The 20,243-nt window shown below is 70.1% G+C and carries 19 protein-coding genes; 7 read left to right on the forward strand and 12 right to left on the reverse strand.

The genetic code is table 11. The features are described 5' to 3' along the window. Nucleotides 1-116 precede the first annotated feature (116 nt). The 3 genes from CA12_RS20670 (at nucleotide 117) to CA12_RS20680 (ending at nucleotide 2,500) form a co-directional block, all read left to right on the forward strand. Entirely contained in the window at nucleotides 117-1,412 is a 1,296-nt protein-coding gene (locus tag CA12_RS20670) for an outer membrane protein assembly factor BamB family protein (protein ID WP_145361015.1), read from the forward strand. A gap of 75 nt (nucleotides 1,413-1,487) precedes the next feature. Further along, on the forward strand, nucleotides 1,488-1,916 hold the full coding sequence (locus CA12_RS20675) for a zinc ribbon domain-containing protein (RefSeq protein ID WP_145361016.1): 429 nt from the start codon (nucleotides 1,488-1,490) through the stop codon (nucleotides 1,914-1,916). Between the two features lie 74 nt (nucleotides 1,917-1,990). Then, nucleotides 1,991-2,500, forward strand: coding sequence for a YfiT family bacillithiol transferase (locus tag CA12_RS20680; RefSeq protein WP_145361017.1), 510 nt, complete (start codon nucleotides 1,991-1,993; stop codon nucleotides 2,498-2,500). Between the two features lie 140 nt (nucleotides 2,501-2,640). Here the strand turns inward: CA12_RS20680 and pheS are convergent, their stop codons facing one another. The 9 genes from pheS to CA12_RS20725 all read right to left on the reverse strand — a co-directional run bounded on the left by pheS (nucleotide 2,641) and on the right by CA12_RS20725 (nucleotide 11,270). Beyond that, nucleotides 2,641-3,690, reverse strand: a complete 1,050-nt coding sequence (pheS, locus tag CA12_RS20685) for a phenylalanine--tRNA ligase subunit alpha (RefSeq protein ID WP_145361018.1) — start codon at nucleotides 3,688-3,690, stop codon at nucleotides 2,641-2,643. A gap of 110 nt (nucleotides 3,691-3,800) precedes the next feature. After that, a complete protein-coding gene (gene rplT, locus CA12_RS20690; protein ID WP_145361019.1) occupies nucleotides 3,801-4,166 on the reverse strand; it encodes a 50S ribosomal protein L20 in 366 nt (121 codons plus the stop codon). Nucleotides 4,167-4,283: 117 nt separating this feature from the next. Then, a complete protein-coding gene (rpmI, locus tag CA12_RS20695; RefSeq protein ID WP_145361020.1) occupies nucleotides 4,284-4,484 on the reverse strand; it encodes a 50S ribosomal protein L35 in 201 nt (66 codons plus the stop codon). Nucleotides 4,485-4,617: 133 nt separating this feature from the next. Beyond that, nucleotides 4,618-5,199, reverse strand: coding sequence for a translation initiation factor IF-3 (infC, locus tag CA12_RS20700; protein ID WP_242688062.1), 582 nt, complete (start codon nucleotides 5,197-5,199; stop codon nucleotides 4,618-4,620). A gap of 84 nt (nucleotides 5,200-5,283) precedes the next feature. Beyond that, on the reverse strand, nucleotides 5,284-6,363 hold the full coding sequence (gene fliM, locus CA12_RS20705) for a flagellar motor switch protein FliM (protein WP_145361021.1): 1,080 nt from the start codon (nucleotides 6,361-6,363) through the stop codon (nucleotides 5,284-5,286). Nucleotides 6,364-6,530: 167 nt separating this feature from the next. Next, nucleotides 6,531-7,790, reverse strand: coding sequence for a glutamate-5-semialdehyde dehydrogenase (locus tag CA12_RS20710; protein WP_145361022.1), 1,260 nt, complete (start codon nucleotides 7,788-7,790; stop codon nucleotides 6,531-6,533). Between the two features lie 114 nt (nucleotides 7,791-7,904). Then, entirely contained in the window at nucleotides 7,905-8,456 is a 552-nt protein-coding gene (locus CA12_RS20715) for a Crp/Fnr family transcriptional regulator (protein ID WP_165700899.1), read from the reverse strand. A gap of 327 nt (nucleotides 8,457-8,783) precedes the next feature. Then, nucleotides 8,784-10,013, reverse strand: a complete 1,230-nt coding sequence (locus CA12_RS20720) for a Glu/Leu/Phe/Val family dehydrogenase (RefSeq protein ID WP_145361024.1) — start codon at nucleotides 10,011-10,013, stop codon at nucleotides 8,784-8,786. A 75-nt stretch (nucleotides 10,014-10,088) separates the two neighbouring features. Continuing rightward, the gene (locus tag CA12_RS20725; RefSeq protein ID WP_145361025.1) at nucleotides 10,089-11,270 is read right to left on the reverse strand and encodes a hypothetical protein; all 1,182 of its coding nucleotides are present in this window, start codon (nucleotides 11,268-11,270) and stop codon (nucleotides 10,089-10,091) included. A gap of 500 nt (nucleotides 11,271-11,770) precedes the next feature. Here CA12_RS20725 and CA12_RS20730 point away from each other — a divergent pair, with 500 nt between their 5' ends. After that, nucleotides 11,771-12,277: a hypothetical protein gene (locus tag CA12_RS20730; RefSeq protein WP_145361026.1), complete on the forward strand. Its 507-nt coding sequence runs from the start codon at nucleotides 11,771-11,773 to the stop codon at nucleotides 12,275-12,277. A 217-nt stretch (nucleotides 12,278-12,494) separates the two neighbouring features. Here CA12_RS20730 and CA12_RS20735 read toward each other — a convergent pair whose 3' ends face one another. Next, on the reverse strand, nucleotides 12,495-13,760 hold the full coding sequence (locus CA12_RS20735; protein ID WP_145361027.1) for a 1-acyl-sn-glycerol-3-phosphate acyltransferase: 1,266 nt from the start codon (nucleotides 13,758-13,760) through the stop codon (nucleotides 12,495-12,497). 207 nt (nucleotides 13,761-13,967) lie between these two features. Between CA12_RS20735 and CA12_RS20740 the strand changes: the two genes are divergently transcribed. Next, on the forward strand, nucleotides 13,968-14,972 hold the full coding sequence (locus CA12_RS20740; protein WP_145361028.1) for a polyprenyl synthetase family protein: 1,005 nt from the start codon (nucleotides 13,968-13,970) through the stop codon (nucleotides 14,970-14,972). Nucleotides 14,973-15,095: 123 nt separating this feature from the next. Then, complete coding sequence (dxs, locus tag CA12_RS20745) at nucleotides 15,096-17,000, forward strand: 1-deoxy-D-xylulose-5-phosphate synthase (protein ID WP_145361029.1); 1,905 nt, start codon at nucleotides 15,096-15,098, stop codon at nucleotides 16,998-17,000. 64 nt (nucleotides 17,001-17,064) lie between these two features. Here the strand turns inward: dxs and CA12_RS20750 are convergent, their stop codons facing one another. Further along, nucleotides 17,065-18,075 carry an NADPH:quinone reductase gene (locus tag CA12_RS20750; protein WP_165700900.1) on the reverse strand — a complete coding sequence of 337 codons (1,011 nt, stop codon included), beginning with the start codon at nucleotides 18,073-18,075 and terminating at the stop codon, nucleotides 17,065-17,067. Nucleotides 18,076-18,453: 378 nt separating this feature from the next. Here CA12_RS20750 and CA12_RS22300 point away from each other — a divergent pair, with 378 nt between their 5' ends. After that, nucleotides 18,454-19,179, forward strand: coding sequence for a hypothetical protein (locus CA12_RS22300; protein WP_165700901.1), 726 nt, complete (start codon nucleotides 18,454-18,456; stop codon nucleotides 19,177-19,179). A gap of 139 nt (nucleotides 19,180-19,318) precedes the next feature. Here the strand turns inward: CA12_RS22300 and CA12_RS20760 are convergent, their stop codons facing one another. Further along, the gene (locus CA12_RS20760) at nucleotides 19,319-19,918 is read right to left on the reverse strand and encodes a hypothetical protein (protein ID WP_145361031.1); all 600 of its coding nucleotides are present in this window, start codon (nucleotides 19,916-19,918) and stop codon (nucleotides 19,319-19,321) included. Nucleotides 19,919-20,243: the final 325 nt, after the last annotated feature.

Raw genomic sequence — 20,243 nt, forward strand, 5'->3', positions numbered from 1 at the left:
CGCCGCCCGCCTCCGCCCGGGCTCTCGCATCTGCCCGAGCAGTTGCGAACGGAGCGGGCCGCGAAGATGGTGCACCGTCCCGTTTTCCGCCCGCCCTGTTCCCGGACCGCCCGCCCGTGCTCGCCGCCCCCCTGCTGCTCGCGGCTCTCGCCTGCGTCGCGCCCGCCGACGTTCCCGCCGACGTCCGCCCGGTCGACGCCGATCAGTGGGCGCGGTTCCGCGGGCCGGACGGCGCCGGCGTCGCCGCGGGGACGTTCCCGGACACGTTCACCCAGGCCGATTTCGCCTGGACGACGCCGCTGCGGGGCACGGGGGTCTCCAGCCCCGCGGTCTGGGGCGACGCCGTCTTCGTCACCGCCGGCGACGGCGGCAAGCGGCTGCTCTATCGCGTCGACGCCGCCACCGGGCAGGTCGTGTGGGTGAAGGACGTGACCGTGAACCCCGACGGCCCGCCGGCCGAGCCCAGCCTGCACGCCAAGAACGATCCCGCCTCCGCCACGCCCGCCGCGGACGCCTCGCGGGTGTTCGCGCTGTTCTCCGACGGGGAGCGGATCGTCCTCAGCGCCTTCACCCACGCCGGCGAGCCGCTGTGGCGTCGGGACCTCGGCCCCTTCAACGGGCAGCACGGGCACGGCACCAGCCCGGTGCGAGTGGACGTGCCGGCTGAGGACGCCGCCGGGGCGGGCGCCGTGCGGGAGTTGCTCGTGCTGACGAACGATCAGGACGAGGAAGGCGGCGTGCTGGCGCTGGACGCCCGGACCGGAGAGCCCGTCTGGACCGCCGCCCGGGACAGCCGCGAAGTCGCCTACGCGACTCCCGTCGTGCTGCGGCGGCCGGGCCAGCCCTTGGCGCTGCTGACCGCCAGCGGGGCCGCCGGCATCGTGGCCCTCGACGCCGCCACCGGGGCCGAGTTGTGGCGCACCGGCGAGTTCCCCGCCCGCGTGGTCGCCTCCCCGGTGATCGCAGGCGGCAAGGCGTGGGCCCAGTGCGGCTCCGGCGGGGCCGGCAAACTGCTGATCGGCGCCGACCTCGCCACCGGCGACGTGCAGGTCGAACACACCCGCTCCCTGCCCTACGTCCCCACGCCGGTCGCCGCGAACGGCCTGCTGTTCCTCTGGGGCGACCGCGGCGTCGTCACTGCCCTGAACGCAGCCGACGGCGAGGTCGTCTGGGCGGAGCGGGTCGGCGGGAACTACAGCGGCTCCCCGATCGTGATCGGCGACAAGCTCGTCTGCGTGACCGAGGAAGGCGTGGTTACCGTCCTCGCCGCCGACGACGAGTACCGCCTGCTCGGCAAGACGGAACTGGGCGTCGCCAGCAGCGCCACGCCGGCGGTGTCCGGCGGGCGGGTCGTTTTCCGCTTGGAGGATCGTCTCGTCTGTCTGCCGCTGAGCCCCGCCCCCGCCCGCTGAACCTGTCCGCTGAACCGGGGCGTCGGACGCGGTACGCTGACGAGTTTCAATCGAATGTCCGACGGGTGAAGACCGATGCCGGCTTGGAAGGGGGGACCGTGCCCCGGATGCAGCGAGGAGGTTCCGCCGAAGGTCTTACGGTGCCCGACCTGCCGGACGCTGCTGGACCCGGACCTGTCCGCCCATGAGTTCGACCCGCCGGAGTTCGCCCCGCTCGCCGAGGTGGACGGCCCGGCGATCGTCCGGCCCAAGGCGGAACGCACCCGCTGCCCGGGGTGCGGCGAGGAACTGCGAATCGCCACGAAGTACGCCGGCGTCCCGGTCGCCTGCAAGAAGTGCGGCGAACCGATGACCGCCGGCGACGCCGAGCGCCGCGTCGCCCTCCTGGCGGACTGCCCGCACTGCCTGAAGGAGATTCGCGTGGGCATGAAGTACGTCGGCCAACTCGTCGGCTGCAAGCTCTGCGGCGGGGAGCTGATGGTCGCCGAACGCGGCGTTTCGTAGCGGTGTCAGGCGGGGGTTCAGGCGCCCCCCGACCGGACGCCGCTCGCCTCGCTCTCCACCAATCCTATCAGCCCATGCCCGGCCCAGAGTTTCCGATCGGCCCGTTCCGGCTCGATCCCGCCGAACCCCGCGCCTCCCTCATCGAGACGATCGCGGCGGCCCCCGCCCGGCTCGCCGGCGCCGTCGAGCGGCTGCCGGACGACCGACTCGATCAGCCCTATCGAAACTGGACAGCCCGCCAGATCGTGCACCACTTGGCGGACAGCCACATGCACAGCGTGATCCGCTTCAAGTGGGCCCTGACCGAGGAGCGGCCGACGATCAAAGCCTATGACGAACGGGCGTGGGCCGCGTTGGCGGATTCTCGAGACGGCGACGTCGCGGATTCGCTCGCCCTGCTCGCGGCGCTCCACGCCCGGTGGACGACCCTGCTGCGGTCGATGACGGAGGCGCAGTTCGAACGCACATTCGATCACCCGGAGAGCGGCGAGACGGTGCGACTGGCGGACGCCCTCGCCTACTACGCCTGGCACGGCCGCCACCACACCGCCCAAATCGAGTGGCTCGCCGCCCGTCCCGCCTGACGCAGGTTCCAGGAGAGCGTGGCGTCGCTGAGTGAGCCCGAAGCGCACGCTTCGGCAGTGTTGTCACGAGGGGACGGCTGCGCCGACGGCCGGAGCTTGCGCTTCGGGCTCACAACCCTGTCGCGGACGACGGGTCGGGTTCAGCCAAACTGCTTGAGGAACCGCACGTCGTTTTCGGTCAGCAGGCGGATGTCGCTGATGCCGTGCCGCATCATGCAGAAGCGTTCCATCCCGAAACCGAACGCGAAGCCGCTGACCTTCTCCGGGTCGTAGCCCACCGCTTGCAGTACGTTCGGGTCGATCATCCCGGCGCCGCCCAACTCCAGCCAGCGGCCCTCCGCCCCGCCGTCGCCAGTGCCGGCGCCGTGCCAGAGGGCGTCGGCTTCGACGCTGGGCTCGGTGAAGGGGAAGAAGCTCGGTCGGAACCGGACCTTCGTCCCCTCGCCCAGATAGGCCCGGCAGAACAGCGTCAGCACCGTCTTGAGGTGGGCCATCGTCACGCCCTCGCCGACCATCAGGCCCTCCATCTGGTGGAACTGGCAGTGGTGCGTGGCGTCGATGGTGTCCGGCCGGTAGACGCGGCCGATAGAGATCACCCGCACCGGCGGCGGGTTCTGCTCCATCACGCGGATCTGCACCGTGCTGGTCTGCGAACGCAACAGCAGCGGCCCCTCGCCCTTCCCGACCGACGCCGCGGACAGGTAGAAGTTCTCCAGCGGGTCTCGGGCGGGGTGGTCGTCCGGGATGTTGAGGGCGTTGAAATTGTGCCGCTCGTCCTCCACCTCCGGCCCCTCGACCGCGGCGAAACCGAGGCGGCCGAGGATCGTCTTGAACTCCGCGATCGTGCGGGTCAACGGATGCACCGCCCCCACGGCGTGCGGCGCCCGGCCGGGCAGCGTCACGTCCAGGGCGTCCGCGGCGGGGCCGCCGTCGACGGATTCCAGCTCCGCCTGCCGCGCGTCGAGCGCGGACTGCACCCGCGTCTTCACCTCGTTGAACGCCTTGCCGACGGCCGGCTTGTCCTCCTTCGGCACGGAACCGAGGGACTTTTGCAGGTCGCGTAGGCGGCCCTGTTTCTTACCGAGAAACTCGATGCGAGCGGCTTCGAGATCCTCCGGCGTCGCTGCGGCGGCGAGGGCGGCGGTGGCTTCGCGCTCGTAATCGGCGAACGCGGCAGTCGGGTCGGGCATGGGAGAAGCTCCAACTACCTAGAAATCAAGAACCAAAGCGGACGGACGAGGGCATCAAGCTCCGCGACCCCGGTTTGGTTCTTGAGTTCTTGGTCCTTGATGCTTTGCGCCTACGCCGCGGTCGCGGGGATCGCGCCCTTGGCCTGCTCGAAGACTTCGTCGAAGACGGCCGGTTCGTGGATCGCCAGCTCGGAGAGCGTCTTGCGGTCCAGTTCGATGCCCGCGTGCTTCAGGCCGTAGATGAACTCGCTGTACCGCAGGCCGCGGGCGCGGCAGGCGGCGGACAGGCGGGTGATCCAGAGGCGGCGGAAGACCCGCTTCTTCGTTTTCCGGTCCCGGTAGGCGTAGGCCCGGGCGCGGATAATCGTTTCCTTCATCGTCCGCAGCAGCTTGCTGCGACCGCCGACGTAGCCGCGGGCCTCACGGAAGAGGCGGTTCTTCTTCTTGTTCCGGGCGGACCCGATACGGACGCGCATTGCAGTTCGACGGTTGTGCGGAACCCGGGGCGGCCGATGGCCGACTTACGCCCGATGCCCCAGCGAGGGAAAAGAAAACAGGTTCGCCGCTCGCGTCAGACGAGCTGCGGACGACGACTACTGACCGGGGGCGATGGCCGCGGCGATCTTCTTCGCCATCGTGCCAGAGATGATGCCCTCGGTCCGCAGCTGCCGTTTGCGGCTCGCCGACTTGCTGGACAGCTTGTGCCCGCGGTTGGCGCTGCGGTGGGTGGCTTTGCCGGAAGCGGTAATCTTGAACCGCTTCTTCATGCCCTTGTGGGTCTTTTGCTTGGGCATCTCAGTGCGGCGGGCTGACGGGGCTCTTGCGGAAAACGGGGGGTCGGGAACGGTAGCGACGAACCGGCGGGCGGTCCAGTCCGAGACGTTCGATCACACGGAGGTCCTGCAGGGCCTCCGCGTTAGGCGGGAATCACTTGGGCGCCAGGACGGTGCTCATGATGCGGCCGCCTTCCATGCCGGGCGGCTTCTCGACCTTGGCGATATCGTCCATATCTTCGATGACTTTGAACAGGATCTCGCGGCCCCGTTCGTGGTGAGCGTTCTCGCGACCGCGGAACAGGATGTTGACCTTCACCTTGTCGCGGTGGCCCAGGAACTCCCGGGCCTTTTTCATCTTGAATTCAATGTCGTGGTCGCCGGTCTTGGGACGCAGGCGGACCTCCTTGATCTGGCCGTGATGGCCGCCCTTACCCTTCTGGGAACGCTTCTTCTGCTGATACTTAAACTTGCCGTAGTCCATGATCCGGCAAACCGGGGGCCGCTCGTTGGGGGCCACCTCGACCAGGTCCATTCCGGCGGCGCGGGCGGTTTCCATCGCCTGCTCGGTCGGGATCACCCCGAGCATCTCGCCGTTCTGGTCAACCACGCGGACGGGGGAAAGACGGATCTGTTCGTTGATCCGCTGAGCGTCTTTGTCGGTGGCGGTGCGGTCTTCGCGGGGGGGACGACGAATGGGAGGGGCCTTGCGGTCGGACTGGGGGGCGAGGAACAAGCGACGAGGGGGCGCAAACCGATTGTAGCGGCTTGGGGCGACCCGGACATCTCTGCGAACATCTAGCCGGCCGCCGCGGTCCCGTCAAGAACCAGCGCCCGCCGATGCGTTCGCAACCGCCTCGCCGGTCGGCTTCGCCTCCCCTAAGGGGACCAAGCGAGGGTCGACCGGCTTCAGCACCGGCCCCGTCACCCGGACCGCCTTGTGCCCCCGCAGGGCCCCGGGACGGCAGCGGAATGCGGGTTTGCCGCCGACCCGCAGTTCCAAGCCTTCCCGGCTGTCGCACTCCGTGAGGATCACGTCGCCGGGGGCCAGGTCAGCAAGGTCCCGGGCCGTCAGCGTGGTGATCGCCAGGGTGACGTCCAGCGGCACGCGGGCGCGACTGACGCCGCGGTCCAGCACCACCCGCTCCCGCGGGTCGGAGCTGCGCTTGCCGTAGGTGCTCCAGGCGTCGCCGCTGAACCGGGCGGCGACCGGTTCGAGCGTGTTGAACGGGATGCACAGGTTCATCATCCCCCGCGCCTCGCCCAGCGTCAGTTCAAAGGCGACCAGCACGACGACCTCGTTCGGCGGGACCACCTGCACGAGCTGCGGGTTGCTCTCGGTTTGCACCAGGGAGAGTTGCAGGTCCGTCAGCGATTCCCACGTCCGCTCCAGCGCCTCGATCGCCAGCGTCGTCATCCGACCGACGAGGCGGCTTTCGATGTCCGTCAGCGGTCGGTCCGGCGGGGGATCGCCCGCCCCGGAGCCGCGTCCGCCGCCCAGCAGCCGATCGACCAGCGGATAGACCACCGCCGGGCTCAACTCCAGCACCATGTGCCCGTCTAGCGACGCGGCCCGCAGCAGGTTGAAGCAGGTCGGGTTCTCCAGGCTGAACAGGAACTCCCCGTAGGTGAGCTGATCGACCGCGACGAGCTTCACCTCCACGATCGTGCGCATCAGGTTCGACAGCCCGGCGCCGAACTCCCGACTGAAGCCCTCGTGCAATCCGCGGAGAGCCCGGATCTGCTCCTTGGAGACGCGTTCCGGACGTTTGAAATCGTAGAGGCTCACGCCGTTGGCGTCCGCATCGCCGCGACTGACGGGCGCGGTCGCCGCCGGCCCGTTCGGCTCCAGGGCCGCGAGCAGCGACTCGACTTCGGACTCGGTGAGGACGTCGGACATGGCGGGGTGCGCGGGGTGTCCGGCGGTTGTACGTCACTCGGGCGGAATGACGAATGCCGAATGAGGAACGCAGAATCGGGCGGGGACGACGAACTTCCCCCTCCGTCACTCGGCATTCCTCCTTCGTCATTCCACTCGAAGACCGGGAACAGCCGATCGCCCCCCCGTCAGCCCCGCACCTGGCCCTCGCCGCGGACGATGTACTTGTAGCTGGTCAGTTCCTTCAGGCCGCAGGGGCCACGGGCGTGCAGCTTGTCGGTCGAGATGCCGATCTCGGCGCCCAGCCCGAACTCGCTGCCGTCGTGGAACCGGCTGGAGCAGTTCACCATCACCGCGGCGGCGTCCACGGCGGCCTCCCAGCGCCGGGCGGCGGCGAGGTCCTTGGTGACGATCACCTCCGTGTGCCCGCTGCCGTGGGCGGAGACGTGCTCGACGGCGGCGTGCAGGTCCTTCACCACTTTCACGCTGAGGATCAGCGCCAGATATTCCGTGTCCCAGTCCTCGGCCGTGGCCGGCTCGGCGTCCGGCAGGATCGCCCGCGTGCGTTCGCACCCGCGGAGTTCGACCCCCTGCTCCGTCAGCGCGGCGCCGACTTTGGGGAGGAAGGTCTCGGCGACGTCCTCGTGAACGAGCAGCGTTTCGAGGGCGTTGCACACGCCCGGCCGCTGCACCTTGCCGTTGACCGTCAGGGCCACGGCCATGTCGAGGTCCGCGGAGGCGTCGGCGTACAGATGACAGATGCCGTCGAAGTGCTTGATGACCGGCATCGCCGCCTCACGGGTCACGCGTTCGATCAGGCCCTTGCCGCCGCGGGGGATGGCGACGTCGATCTCGCCCCGACGCTTCAGGAATTCGCCAACGGCGGCCCGGTCGGTGGTGGGCACCAATTGCACCGCGGCCCGTGGCAGGCCGCGTTCCTCCAATTGATCGGCCAGCAGTTTGTGCAGCGCCGTGTTGCTGTGGAACGCCTCCTTGCCGCCCCGCAGGATGACGGCGTTGCCGCTTTTCACGCAGAGGGCGGCGGCGTCGGCGGTGACGTTGGGGCGGCTCTCGTAGATAAAGAACACGACGCCCAGCGGGACCCGCACGCGGGTCAGTTCAATGCCGTTGGGGCGACGGGAGCCGTCGATCACCTCGCCGACGGGGTCGGGCAGATTGGCGACTTCTTCCAGCCCCGCCGCGACGGACTCCAACCGGGCCGGCGTGAGCCGCAGCCGATCGACCTGGGCCTCGGTCAGCCCGAAATCCGGGGCGGCGGCGAGGTCGCGTTCATTTTCCGCGGCGAGCTGTTCCGCGTTCGCCCGCACCGCCGCGGCGCAGCCGCGGAGCCAATCGTTCTTGAGGGCGGTCGAGGCGAGGGCCAGTTCGCGGCTGGCCTGCTTCGCCTTGCGGGAGAGGTCGGCGGCGAGGGCGGCGTGGTCAGACATATCGTGGGACTCGTTGGGGGTTGCGGCCATCTTCGCGTCCCGCGGCCCGTCTGTCAGCCCCACGAAAATCCAGCGCCCCAGCCGGAGCCACGGCTCCGGCCTGCGCCGAAGGACTCAGCCGTTAAACAGCTTGCGGCGGAAATCGTTCCACTCGTCGTTGCGTTTCGCCCGGGCAGCGGGGTCCGGGGTCTCATCCAGGACCTTGGTGATCCAGTCGTCCATCCGACGCAAGCGGTCGCTCATCACCGCGGCGGTGTGCCGGGCGATATGAAAGGCGGGCCGCAGACCAATCTGCTCCAGGACCGCCCAATTTCCCGCGGTCATGCGGAGCACCGTGCAGTCGCTGATCGCCCGCACGTCCGCGGAGTGCGGCCCCGGATTGAAAAAGCTCATTTCGCCGAACAGCGCCCCGGCCTCCAGCGTCGCCAACACGCGGTCCCCGCCGTCCGGGACGGTTTTGACGACCTCGCAGGCGCCGGAGAGGATGAACCACAGGCAGCGGGTCTCGCGGCCCTCTTCAAGAATCGTTTCACCGGCTTTGAAGCGGTGCCGGCTGGCGAGGTCTAAAAACTCCCGCCGCTGCGAATTCGTCAGCTTGGTGAACGCCGGGCAGACTTCCAAATCCGCCGGGGTGACGGCGGGGGCGTCCTGATCGGATTGATCCATGGCGACCAGTTCCGCGACGGAGAGGCCTGCTCGATTCGGCTCCACGGTTCCCTTCCCGGCGGCGTGCTCGTTCCCCTCCCGCCCCGAGGCGGGAGGCGATTTCGCGGAGGGAGTTTTCCGGGCGGCCGAAGCGAGGGCGGCGGGCATAGCGGCGGGAGGGGTCGGGGGCGGGGCGAGCGTTGCAACGATAGTTCGCGTTCAGGCCGTCGTCACCGTGAATCTCCGGACGCCGCCCTCCCCGAAACTGAAGCCCTTCCCCCCGCAACGCTTGCGGCGGAGCCCTTCGAGCGGCCCGGCGCCCCGCGGGGCCGCCCCGGCGGGGGGCGTTCAGATCCCGGCCAGCACCGTCGCCCGACCGACCCGGCCGATGCCGACGAGGTAGGCGGCGGTCCGCAGCGGCACCTTCTTGGCGGTCGCCCGCTCCCAGACGGCCTCGAAACTGGCGTTCATGATTTTGTCCAGTTCGCTGCGCACGCGGGACTTGTCCCATTTGAAGTGCTGGCGGTTCTGCACCCACTCGAAATAACTCACCGTTACGCCGCCGGCGTTGGCGAGGATGTCCGGCACGACCTGCACGCCGTTGCGGTGGAAGATTTCGTCCGCCTCCGGCCGGGTGGGATTGTTGGCGGCTTCGACGATGTATCGGGCCCGCACGTCGCCGGCGTTCTCTGCAGTGAGCACGCCGCCGATCGCCGCGGGGATTAAGAGGTCGACGTCGCTGGTCAACACGGCGCCGCCCTCGAGGCTGTCCCCGCCGTTGAAGTCCTTCACCCCGCCGGTCTCGCGGCTGTGGGCCAGCAGCGCAGGGATATCGAGGCCCTCCTCGTTCCAGACGGCGCCGTAGGCGTCGGAGACGCCCCGGATCTTCACGCCGGCCTCGTGCAGAAACTCCGCGGTATAGGTGCCGACGTTGCCGAACCCCTGGATGGCGGCGGTCGTTTGTTCCGGCGGCCGCCTCTCCTTCTTCAGTAAGGCCAGCGAGACGGTCGCCACGCCGCGGCCGGTCGCTTCCTCGCGACCGTCAGCGCCGTGCAGTTCGACCGGCTTGCCGGTCACGCAGGCGGGGTTGAAGCCATGGTACTTCTGATACTGGCTCATAATCCAGGCCATCACCTGGGCGTTGGTGCCCATGTCCGGCGCCGGGATGTCCTTGTCCGGGCCGATCACGTCGTGAATGGCGTCCACAAATCCGCGGGTGACGCGTTCCAACTCCGCCTGGGACAGCGACTTGACGTCCACGGCGATGCCGCCCTTCGCCCCGCCGTAGGGGATGTTCACCACGGCGGTTTTCCACGTCATCAACGTGGCCAGCGCGAGCACTTCGTCGGCGTCGACGGCCGGGTCGAACCGCAGCCCGCCCTTCATCGGCCCGCGGGCGCTGTCGTGCTGCATGCGGTACCCGATGTAGGTGGCGATCTGCCCGTCGTCCTTCTGAACGGCGATCTGACACTTCACCTCCCGCTGCGGGGTGAGCAGCAGGGTGCGCATATTCTGCGACAGCCCCATCAGGTCCGCGGCTTCGTTGAAGTAGCGGACGGTCGCGGCGTAAGCGGTCACGGCGGGACTCTGGGGGGAACGAGGAAACCACGCCGGCGGAGCGGCGGACCGTCAGGGTACGACGCCCTCGACGATTTATCCCGTCGGGGCGCCGCCGACGGCGGCGCCCCCGTCAGGAGCGCCGCCGACAGGATCGGCGGGGGGAGCGGACAGGAGGAACTCGGCGAGCGCCTCCGCCAACCGGGCGTGACCGGCTCGGGTCAGCGCCCCGCGTTTGGTGAGGAACGGGCCGGTCGCGGGTCCGGCGTTCCCGCCGTCGCCGTGTGCCGTTCCGGCGAGAACCAGCGCCGCGTTGTAGGCTCGCAGTTCGGCGGCGGCGGCGGCGTCGAGGATCAGCCGCACCGCCGCGGAATTGCCCGCAGACCCGCCGCCGGGGCCGTCGGGCAGCAGGACGAGCGCCGCCCGCACGCCCAGCCCGTCGGCCATCCGCGTCAGGTCCGTCAGCGGGGTGAGGGCCTGCTCCGCGGCCAGCGCCGCCTGCGGGCCGCCGCTGAGCGGATCGACCGCGGGGGCGAGCGGCTCGCCCGTCAGCGGGCAGCGATCGGGTCCTGCGAGGGCCCGCCCGGCCAGACGCACGGCCAGCGAGTCCCGCCACCACGCCGGCGTCGGGGCCTTCGTCGTCAGCTCTCCGCCGGCGACGGCCGGGTGCGGGCAGGCGACCGGCCGACCGTCCTCGTCGGTCAACAGATCGCGGCGATAGCGGGCGTCCTCGGCGAGGTCGGAGGGACGAACGCAGAGGAGAATAAGGTCCGGCTGCAACGCCCCCAAGCGGCGGAGCCGCAGGACGCTCAGCAGCGGGCAGTCCCCGGGGATGGCGGCGTTGATGACCTCCGCCGAGGCGCCCGGCGTGGCCCGGGCGGCCGCGGCGGACAGGGCCGGCACGAGTCGGCCGGCGAAGGTCTCCTCCTCCGGCAACCCCGCGGCGAACGTCGCCTCGTCGCCGAGCAGCAGCACGCGTCGCACCCCGATCGGCTTGGGCATCGCCGCCTCCCCGCCCCGCAGGCCGAGGCTATTCAGCGAGACTTCATGCGTGGCGCCGGTGTCCGGGTCGCGGTCGATGACATGCCCGAAGGCCGACAACGCGTGTCGGGCCAGCGGGCTGGGCACCGTATAGCTGGTGGGGCACGGCGGGCGGGAAAGCGCCCCGCCGGAATAGCTGTCCGCGGCCCGCACCCCCAATTCGACGCCCGCGACGGCGAGCGGCAGGAGCCCCACGGCCAGCAGCAGGGGCCGCAGGCGGGGCGGGCGGGTCGGCATCGCGGCGTCGTTCGCGGGCCGGAGGACGAGGGGGACGGGGGGACGGAACGGCCGCCGTCCGGGCACGGCGGCGGACCGCCGGTGATAGAACGCAACGGCCGATCGGCTCAACCCCGCCTCGCCGAACGCGTGCCAAACGCCTACCCGGCTCCCCCGAACGCCCCGGTTCACGTCCCCCCCGCGCACGTCGGCCTGCCCGCGCCGCCGCGGGGCCGATCATCAAAGCCGTAACGGTCGCGCCGACCGATCGGCCGCATTGAAGCGTTCTCTAAAAGTTCCAGCCCGGCCGACGCTACGACGTTGACGGAGAGTTTAGAGACGGATATCTATTTTGAGTCTCTAACGTCGGATTCAAGATAAGATCCGCCGCCCCGACCCGGGCGTCAGCGTCCGTTGAGGAACGATCGTCCAAGTACGTTCGTTTTCGTACTGCGTCGCTGGCCCGGCCCTTCCTTCCACCTTGATCGAACCCCGGGCCGCCCGGCCCCACTTAAGCGCAAATGGCCAGCCTGTCCTCGCTCTCCACCGAAGAACTTGAACGCGAACTCGAGCAGCGCAAGGGGGCGCTGTCCGGCCTCCTGGAAAAACGCGAGGAGCTCGAAGCCGAACTCAAGCAGTTGAACGACCAGATCGCCTCCGGCGGCACGCCCAAGTCCGGCTCCGCCGGGAAGGCCGCGAAGGCCGCGAAGGCCTCTTCCGCGGCGAGCGAAGCCCCCACGAAGCGTCGCGGCCGTCCGCCCGGCTCCAAGAACAAGCCGAAAGCGGCCGCCGCCAAGTCGTCCGCCGCCGGCCGCAAGCGGCCCAAGAACGATAAGCCGCTGCCCGCCGTCCTCGCCGAGGTGCTGGAAGGGAAATCCGGCATGCAGCTGGACGACATTCACGACGCGGTCGTCGCCACCGGCTACAAGACGTCCTCGAAGAACTTCAAGAACGTCATTTATCAGAACCTGTACAATAAGGACGAGTTCACCAAGTCCGGCGACGGCGCCTGGGTTTACAAGCCGTAACTCCCCAGCCCGTCGGTCGTCCGACCGCGTGAACGTCACGTTCAAAAACGCCCCGTCGCGCCGCTGCGCGACGGGGCGTTTTGTGTTGAACGCGTCGCGGTTTCAGCGAGCCCGCAGCGCAACGTCCGGCCGCCGGGGCGGCCGTTCTGTCGCTCACTCACTGTCGAAGCGTGCGCTGCGGGCTCACGCAGCGACGCCACGCTCTCCTGGACCGCCCCTAATTCTCCGCGATCGCCGGCACGCCGGGGGCGACGTCCGCCGTTTGCGGCAGCGGCAGGCCGAGTTCGCGATAGATGCCCGCCTCCACTTCGCCCAACAGCGGGTCCGTGCCGCCGCGGGGGCGGGCGCCCTCGACGGGGATCGCCGGCCCCACGTTCACCCGCACCCGCCAGCGGCCGAGGATCTGGGCGCTGTCGTTCAGGTCCTCGTCAATTCGCTCCAGCGTTTCGAGCATCCGCTCCGGCGGGGCGTCCTCGGTGAGATAGCCCGCGGGATAGAGGAAGTGCACCTGCTGGGCGAAGAAAGCGGCGTAGAGTTCCCGCCGCATGCGCTCCTTTTCCTCCGCCGGGGTTTCGGTGGAGACGAGGCTCGGCAGCAACGCGGCCCGCAGGGCTTTGACCCGGGTGATCGTGCTGCCGTCGGAGGAAAGTCCCTCCCGCCGTTCGATCGGGTTCAGGATCGCTTCGATCAGGGCGGCGGCTCGCTCGGTCTGATCGCCGGAGGAGGCCCCGCCGGCGAATTGCACCTCGCGGAGCGCCAGCAGCGCCTCGCCCAACGCCCGCACCCGGTCGATCATCGGCATGCGGGGGTCGGGCCATTTGCCGAAACGCTCCTCCAACCGCCGCACCACCGGTTCGGCGGCGGCTTCGGGGTCGTCGAGGAACTCATACCTCAGGCCGATCGGATGAATGACGACGCCGGCGTCCGTGTCGGCCCGGCCTTCCTTTTCCGCCTGTTTGGCGCGGCGTTTCGCCGCGGAGCGGGCGATGACCGCGGTGCCTTCCAGCAACGGGCCGGGCCGGTCGTTGGTCTGGCTGACGACGCCCTCCGGGAACAGCACCAGCGGACGCTCGCCGCTGACGAGAATATCCATCGCGCAGCTCAGGGCCGCCCGGTCGTTACCCTCGCGGAACACGCTGAACGCCCCGAGGTTCCGCATCATCCAGGCGTTCACCCGACCGCCGAAGCCGTCCTGCCTAAAGAGGTGCCAACTCGCCATGCTGAAGGTCGGCAGGCCGAGGTGGGTCTGCATCACGCCCAGCGTCATCGGGTCGGACAGCCGCACGTGATTGGGCGTGAGCAGCACCCCGGCGCCCCGCTTCACGTTCTCCTGCAACGCCTCCCCTCCGGTCACCTGCACGTCGGCGATGCCGTAGGAGCGCCGCAGAAACGTGGGGAGGAAGGGGTCGAAGAATTTGACCCACATCGTTCCCCGATACGGGGGAATGAATTCGTACGGTTCTTCGACGATCAGTTTTTGCATGTGCCTGTGGAGCCCACGGAAGGCGAACGGAGCCGAGGGCGTCCCGGCCGGGCGCGGCGGACTCTAACGAACGAGCGCCTGCGGCGCCGCCTCCCGGAGCGGCAACCGCGGCGCGGGCGTTGACGAATTGGGCGGTCCGGCGGGAGACTCACGTTCCGGGACCCTCGTGGGTCACTGTCAGTCGTTCAAAAAATAGAGTTGCCCCGCATGCCCGCATCGCCGGTCCCCGCCGAGCTGTTCCCCGGGCACGCCGCGATGCGGGACGAAGTCGAGGCGGCGTTGGCCGCGGCGGTACCGGAGACGGACCCGCCCCACGCCGATCTCCCTTGGCTCCGCGACTTCGCCCCCTTCCCGATCCCCGGCCGGTTGCGGGCGGCGATGCGGCACAGCCTGCTGGCCGGCGGCAAGCGTCTGCGGCCCGCTCTGACCCTCGCCGCGTTCGACGCCTGCCGGGCGGCGGGGGACTCCTTCGATCGAGACCCGAACGGTCCATTTGTCGTCGAACCCGTTTGGCGGGAGAACGCGATGCGGGCGGCCGTCGCGGTGGAATTGGTTCATACCTACTCGCTGATCCACGACGACCTGCCGTGCATGGACGACGACTCGCTACGGCGGGGCCGGCCGACTTGCCACGTTGCCTTTGACGAGGCGACCGCCCTACTGGCCGGGGACGCCCTGCTGACCCTGGCCTTCCAGATCCTCAGCCGGCTCCACCCGCATATCAGCGTCGGGGCGTGCATCGACGAGTTGGCCTCCGCGGCAGGAGCCGCGGGGATGGTCGGCGGACAGGTGGAGGACCTCGCCGCTGAGGGCGACCCACACTCGGTCGGCAGCGGAAAGCAGTTGGAGGTCATCCACCGCGCCAAAACCGGCGCCCTGATCGCCGCCGCCTCTGCACTCGGCGGGCACGTTGCGGGAGCCCCGACCGCGGTCGTCAACGCCCTGCGCAGCTACGGGGCGAACCTCGGCCTCGCCTTCCAGATCGCCGACGACCTGCTGGATCTCTCCGCCAGCTCCGCGGCGCTGGGCAAAACGGCGGGGAAAGACGTGGCGGCGGGGAAGCTCACCTACCCTGCCCTGTACGGCGAGAAGGGCAGCCGCCGGCGGGCGGAGGACCTGATCGCGCAGGCGATCGACGGCCTCGAACCGCTCGGCGCCGCCGCCGATCCGCTGCGGGCGCTGGCTCGGTATGCGGTCGACCGGGACCGCTAGGTTCCCCAACCCCCCCCGACCCGTCACAATCTCGTCACCGAACGTCCCGGCGGGTTAGCCGCCGCCGCCGCGTCCGGTTCGATGTGCCGCCCCCGCCTCCCCTGCCCCGTGCCGCCCCCCTCCGTGCCGTACGACATTCTGCCCCGTATCACCGACCCGCGGGACCTGGACGGGCTGACCGACGCCCAACTGGAGCAGCTCGCCGGGGAGATTCGGGAGCGGTTGTGCAGCATCGTCTCCGACCGGGCCGCCCACTTCGCCAGCAATCTGGGCGTGGTCGAACTGGCGATCGCCCTGCACAAGACGTTCGACTTCAAGAAGGACCGGCTGATCTGGGACACCGGGCACCAGATCTACCCGCACAAGCTGCTCACCGGCCGGTTCCCGCAGTTCGACACCCTCCGCGAGCGCGGCGGCCTGATGGGCTACCCGAACCCGGAGGAGAGCGACTACGACTTGTTCGTCACCGGCCACGCCGGCGCCAGCGTGAGCACCAGCCTCGGCCTGAAGGCCGGCGACGACCTGGTGCACCCCGGCGAGGACCGTAAGAGCGTCGCCGTGATCGGCGACGGCGCCCTGCCCAGCGGGGTGGTGTTTGAGGCGTTCAACAACGCCGCGGGCCTGCAAAAGGATTTGCTGGTCATCCTCAACGACAACGAGATGGGCATCTGCCCCCGCGTCGGCGGATTGGCCAGCTATCTCGACGCCGCCCGCACGGCCCCGTATTACGACGGGCTGAAGAAGGACGTCGCCTGGCTGCTCAACAAGATTCCCGTCGTCGGCGAGCAGTCGACCAAGTTGCTGTCGCAGGGCAAAGACGCCCTCAAGCACTTCCTGCACGGCGGGATGTTGTTTGAGGAACTGGGCTTCCGCTACATCGGCCCGGTCGACGGGCACGATTTGAAGTCCCTCACCGCGACGCTGGAGCGGGTGAAGCACGTCCGCGGGCCGGTGCTGTTGCACGTTCTCACCGAGAAAGGCCACGGCTTCCGTCCGGCCGCCGCGGACCCCGTCACCTTCCACACCCCCGCCCCGTTCAAACGGGACGACAGCGGGCAGGAGGTCGCGGAGATCCGCACCAGTTCCACGAAGGCCTATACGGACTACGCCGCCGCCGCGATTCACGCCGCTCTCACCCGGGACGACCGCGTCGCGGTGATGACGGCCGCGATGTGTCAGGGAAACAAGCTGGAGACCGTGCGGGCCGACTTTCCCACGCGGTTCTTCGACACCGGCATCTGCGAGGGCCACGCCGTCGCCTTCGCGGGCGGTATGGCGAAAGCCGGCGCCCGGCCGATCGTCGATATTTACTCGACGTTCCTGCAACGCAGCTTCGACCATATCTTCCAGGAGGTCGCCCTCCAGAACCTGCCGGTCACCTTTATGATGGACCGGGCCGGCCTGTGCGGGCCGGACGGGGCCACGCATCACGGCGTGTTCGACAACTCCTATATGCGGGTGTTCCCCAACATGACCGTGATGGCCCCCGGCGATGCGGGCGAGATCGCGGCGATGCTGGACTTCAGCCTGCAACACAACGGCCCGTGCAGCCTGCGGTATCCGAAAACGGCCGCCGTGACCGTGGACCGCAACGCCCCGCCGATCGTGCACGGCAAGGCGGAGGTGTACGAACACGGTGCCGACGGCCTGCTGATCGGCTGCGGCATCATGTTCCCCGTGGCCGTCGCCGCCGCGGAGAAGCTGCGGGAAGAAGGGCTGGACGTCGCCGTGGTGAACCCGCGGTTCGTCAAGCCGATCGACATGGACACGCTCGGCCCGCTGATGGACGAGGCCCCGTGGGTCATCGCCGCGGAGGAGAACGTCGTGACCGGCGGCTTCGGCAGCGCCCTGCTGGAAGCCGCGAACGCCCGCGGCGTGCGGACTGATCACGTCCGCCTCCTCGCCCTGCCGGACGAGTTCATCGAGCACGGCCCGCGGGAGGAGATCCTCGCGGACTTCAACCTCGACGCCGAGGGCCTGCGGGCGACGGCCCTGAGCCTCGCCGAGCGCAACGTCACCGCGGCGTAGGGTCCGCTCCGCGGACCGTGGGCGTTCGATCGACGGTCGTCGGCCACGGTCCGCACTGCGGACCCTACAGTTCGATCACCAGCTTCCCGCCGCGGTCGCCGGTGTCGCCGGCCTCTTGATCGGCGTGGGCGCGGGCGATCTCCGACAGCGGATAGGAGCGGGCGATCAGCGGTTCGATCCTGGCGACCCCGGCGGCGGCGGTTTGCAGTTCCTCCGCGGTCGCGTTGAACATCGCGAAGCCCCGCAGGCTGATGTCGCGGGTGTAGAGCGCCCCGAGGGGAAAGCACGGTTCGGAGGAGCGCCCGGCGAACAGCACGATCGCGCCGCCCTGCCGCATCAGCGGGATTGCGGCGTGGAGGTCGGGGTCGCGGTGGCCTTCGAGCCAGACGGAGAAGCCGCGCGGTTCTTCCATCCTCTCGTGACTGAGAACGGCCTCCAGCCGGTCTGCGAGGTCGGGGTCGCCGTAGTCAAACGTAACTTCGGCCCCGCGTTCTCGGCAGGCGCTCCGCTTCGCATCAGACCCGGCGGTGGTGACGACGCGATATCCCGCCGCGGCAGCCAGCGCCACGGCCGCCGAGCCGACGCCCCCGCTGCCGGCCTGGACGAATACAAAGCGTTCGCCGGTCTCCCGCTCCTCCAGCCCGCCGGTGCGGAACAGTCCAAGGTGGGCCGTCACCGCGGCGAGCCCCAGCGCCGCCGCCTGTACGTCAGTGCGATCTTCCGGCGTGGGGAAGCAGAGGTCTTCGCTTTCGTTCAGAACCTCCGCGGCGGCGCCGTCGCGGGCGATGCCGCGGCTCACGCCCCAGACCCGATTACCGACGGCGAACCGCGACACGGCGGAGCCGACTGCCTCGACCGTGCCGGCCCAGTCGCAGCCGATGATGCGGGGGTTCTCCTCGCTGGGTGCCGGGCCGGGGGAGACGACGCCGCCGCGGACGTAGGTGTCGATCGGGTTCACGCTGACGGCCCCGACCTTCACCCGCACTTCGCCCTCCCCCGGGTCGCCGGGGTCGCGCAGGTCGCGGACTAAGAGAACCTCCGGCGGTCCCGGGGCGGTGAAGACGGCGGCACGCATTTCGGGCTCCAACAAGGGGGGAACGGGTACCGACGACCGTAGCCGCCCCGGCCGCGGACGGCGACGGTTGCGGGGGGCGCGCGGCGGGGGCGGGTCGTGCGGGTGGCTCGGGGCGGACGGATGGCGCCGTCCGCCCGGCCCCCGCACGACCGGCCGTTCGTGCAGGATCGCGCTCGTCCCGGTCGGAGCGCCCCGGCGGCGGCGCTCGCAGCTTGCGAAACGCGCTTGCATCGGCCGAATCCCCGGAGGCCGCCCCGCGTCCGGTGGAATCCGGGCCGCCTCGACGGCCGATCGGCGCGACCGCGCCGCCGCACTTCCCCCGCCCCCGCGGGGCCCCGTTCCGCACGGGGACGTCCATCGCCCGGAAGGATTCGACCCGTGCCCCGCCTGCTGCCGCCCCTCTCATCGTCCTCGCCCCGCGCCGCCCGCGCGGCGTGGCGGCGGCTCGCCGTCGCCGTCGTCCTCGGGTGCGGCCTCACGATCACCGCGGGGGGGTGCGGCGCGACGCGTCAGAAGGTGATGCGGCCGGTCACGGGCGCGATCCGCAGCGTGCCGGGGATGAATCGGATCGTTCCGCACGCCGGCCCGCCGGCTCCCACGACGCCCCCCCCGCCGCCGCCGACGATCGCCGCGCCCCACCCGGAGGCGTCGATGCCGTCACATCGGTGGGAACCGGGGACGGGCGATCCGTTCAGCGCGCCGCGGGACTACAACTCGTCCCCGCCCCTGCCGGCGCCGCCCAACCCGCTGCCCGGCGGGGCGCGGCGGCCGATGCTGATCGGCCCGCCGACGGACTCCAGCCCCTCCGATCGGTCCGCTCCGAACTTCAATGAGTCGGCGGCGCCGCCGCCGGCCCCGGCGCCCGCGGATCCCAGCGCCTATTATCCGGTCGGACGGGGGCGGGTGCGGGAGTCGGTCTCCTCGCTGTGGCGACGGATCTCCTCGCCCCTGCTCGGCGGGTCGGAGGAAGCGGCTGAAACGAAGCTCGTTTCGCACGAAGCCGCCGAGGACGAGGAGGCACGCGACGGCGGGCGGTTCTCGGACTCCCTGATTCGGCTGGGTCGGCCGACCGTCGCCGCGGGGGCGGCAGACGGGGAGAAGTAGCGGCTCCTCCGCCGCCTGGCGGGTTTCGACGCAACGGGTCGACCCCAACAGAAACGCCCGCCCCGGGTCGGGGGCGGGCGTTTGCACTGGATCGACTTCAATAAGGCCGGTCGGCCTCACTGCCTCACTGAGCGACGGCTCAACGCTGCGTCTCTTCGTCCTCGAGTTCCTCGGACGGGGTCTCTTCACCGTCGGTCGCCTCTTCAGCGGCGGCTTCGGCCTCGGCGGCCTCTTCCTTCATCTCCGCCTCGGTTTCGGCGGCTTCGGCTTCGATCGCGTCGCCGGCTTCCTTCACCTCTTCCGCGACATTGTCGGCCGCTTTCTCGACCTCCGGGCTCTCCAGGTCGTCGTCGGCCGGGACGACCGGGACCACGGGCACCACCGGACGGGCGGCGTCACGCTCCATCACGTCGGCTTCGGCTTCCAGGCGCTCGCGGGCCTGCGCCTCCGTCAGATCCTGACGTTGCTCCATCAACTCTTCTTCCGCCTCCGCGACTTCGGAAGCCTCCTCGTCGACTTCTTCGAGGAACTCCTCCTGAGCGTCCTCACGGGCCTCGGCGACGTTCTGACTCTGCTCCGCGGCCTCCTCGGCGATCTCTTCGCCCGCCTCGGTCCGCTCGTACTGGAGGTCCTGCTGCGCTTCGACGACGTCTTCGCGGGCGTCCTCGACGCTCTCTTCGCAGCCGACGGTCAGACCCACGCACAGGGCGGCAGGAAGCAGGAAGGTGAGACGTTTCATGATTGGAACTCGATTTGGATGGGGGTGGATGCGGCGGGAGGGGGCGACGGTCGCTCCGACCCACACCCGAACAGTGTTGCATGCGGCATGCCAGAGCGCTCCCAGCCCCGTCACGCGCCCGGCTTCGCGGATTCCGCAGGGCGGGTCGGTCGTTCAGCCACCAGCCCGGCCACTTCCCGACCACCCGCGCCGCCGGGCCGCCGCCGTCCGTCGGTCGAACCGGCCGAATCGTCCCGCAGAACCGAACCCGGGGACGCCGGGCGACGTCGGGTTCCGGGGGGTCGGTTTGCGCACGCGGCGGGCCTCCCTACCATCCCGCGCCACG

It is taken from the genome of Alienimonas californiensis, from assembly GCF_007743815.1.
Classification (GTDB): domain Bacteria; phylum Planctomycetota; class Planctomycetia; order Planctomycetales; family Planctomycetaceae; genus Alienimonas; species Alienimonas californiensis.

Bases quoted from the DNA above. Each gene is read 5' to 3' on its own strand.
- CA12_RS20675 (WP_145361016.1), top strand. From the start codon at position 1,488: ATGCCGGCTTGGAAGGGGGGACCGTGCCCCGGATGCAGCGAGGAGGTT.
- CA12_RS20680 (WP_145361017.1), top strand. From the start codon at position 1,991: ATGCCCGGCCCAGAGTTTCCGATCGGCCCGTTCCGGCTCGATCCCGCC.
- pheS (WP_145361018.1), bottom strand. From the start codon at position 3,690: ATGCCCGACCCGACTGCCGCGTTCGCCGATTACGAGCGCGAAGCCACC.
- rplT (WP_145361019.1), bottom strand. From the start codon at position 4,166: ATGCGCGTCCGTATCGGGTCCGCCCGGAACAAGAAGAAGAACCGCCTC.
- rpmI (WP_145361020.1), bottom strand. From the start codon at position 4,484: ATGCCCAAGCAAAAGACCCACAAGGGCATGAAGAAGCGGTTCAAGATT.
- fliM (WP_145361021.1), bottom strand. From the start codon at position 6,363: ATGTCCGACGTCCTCACCGAGTCCGAAGTCGAGTCGCTGCTCGCGGCC.
- CA12_RS20710 (WP_145361022.1), bottom strand. From the start codon at position 7,790: ATGTCTGACCACGCCGCCCTCGCCGCCGACCTCTCCCGCAAGGCGAAG.
- CA12_RS20715 (WP_165700899.1), bottom strand. From the start codon at position 8,456: ATGGATCAATCCGATCAGGACGCCCCCGCCGTCACCCCGGCGGATTTG.
- CA12_RS20725 (WP_145361025.1), bottom strand. From the start codon at position 11,270: ATGCCGACCCGCCCGCCCCGCCTGCGGCCCCTGCTGCTGGCCGTGGGG.
- CA12_RS20730 (WP_145361026.1), top strand. From the start codon at position 11,771: ATGGCCAGCCTGTCCTCGCTCTCCACCGAAGAACTTGAACGCGAACTC.
- CA12_RS20735 (WP_145361027.1), bottom strand. From the start codon at position 13,760: ATGCAAAAACTGATCGTCGAAGAACCGTACGAATTCATTCCCCCGTAT.
- CA12_RS20740 (WP_145361028.1), top strand. From the start codon at position 13,968: ATGCCCGCATCGCCGGTCCCCGCCGAGCTGTTCCCCGGGCACGCCGCG.
- CA12_RS20750 (WP_165700900.1), bottom strand. From the start codon at position 18,075: ATGCGTGCCGCCGTCTTCACCGCCCCGGGACCGCCGGAGGTTCTCTTA.
- CA12_RS20760 (WP_145361031.1), bottom strand. From the start codon at position 19,918: ATGAAACGTCTCACCTTCCTGCTTCCTGCCGCCCTGTGCGTGGGTCTG.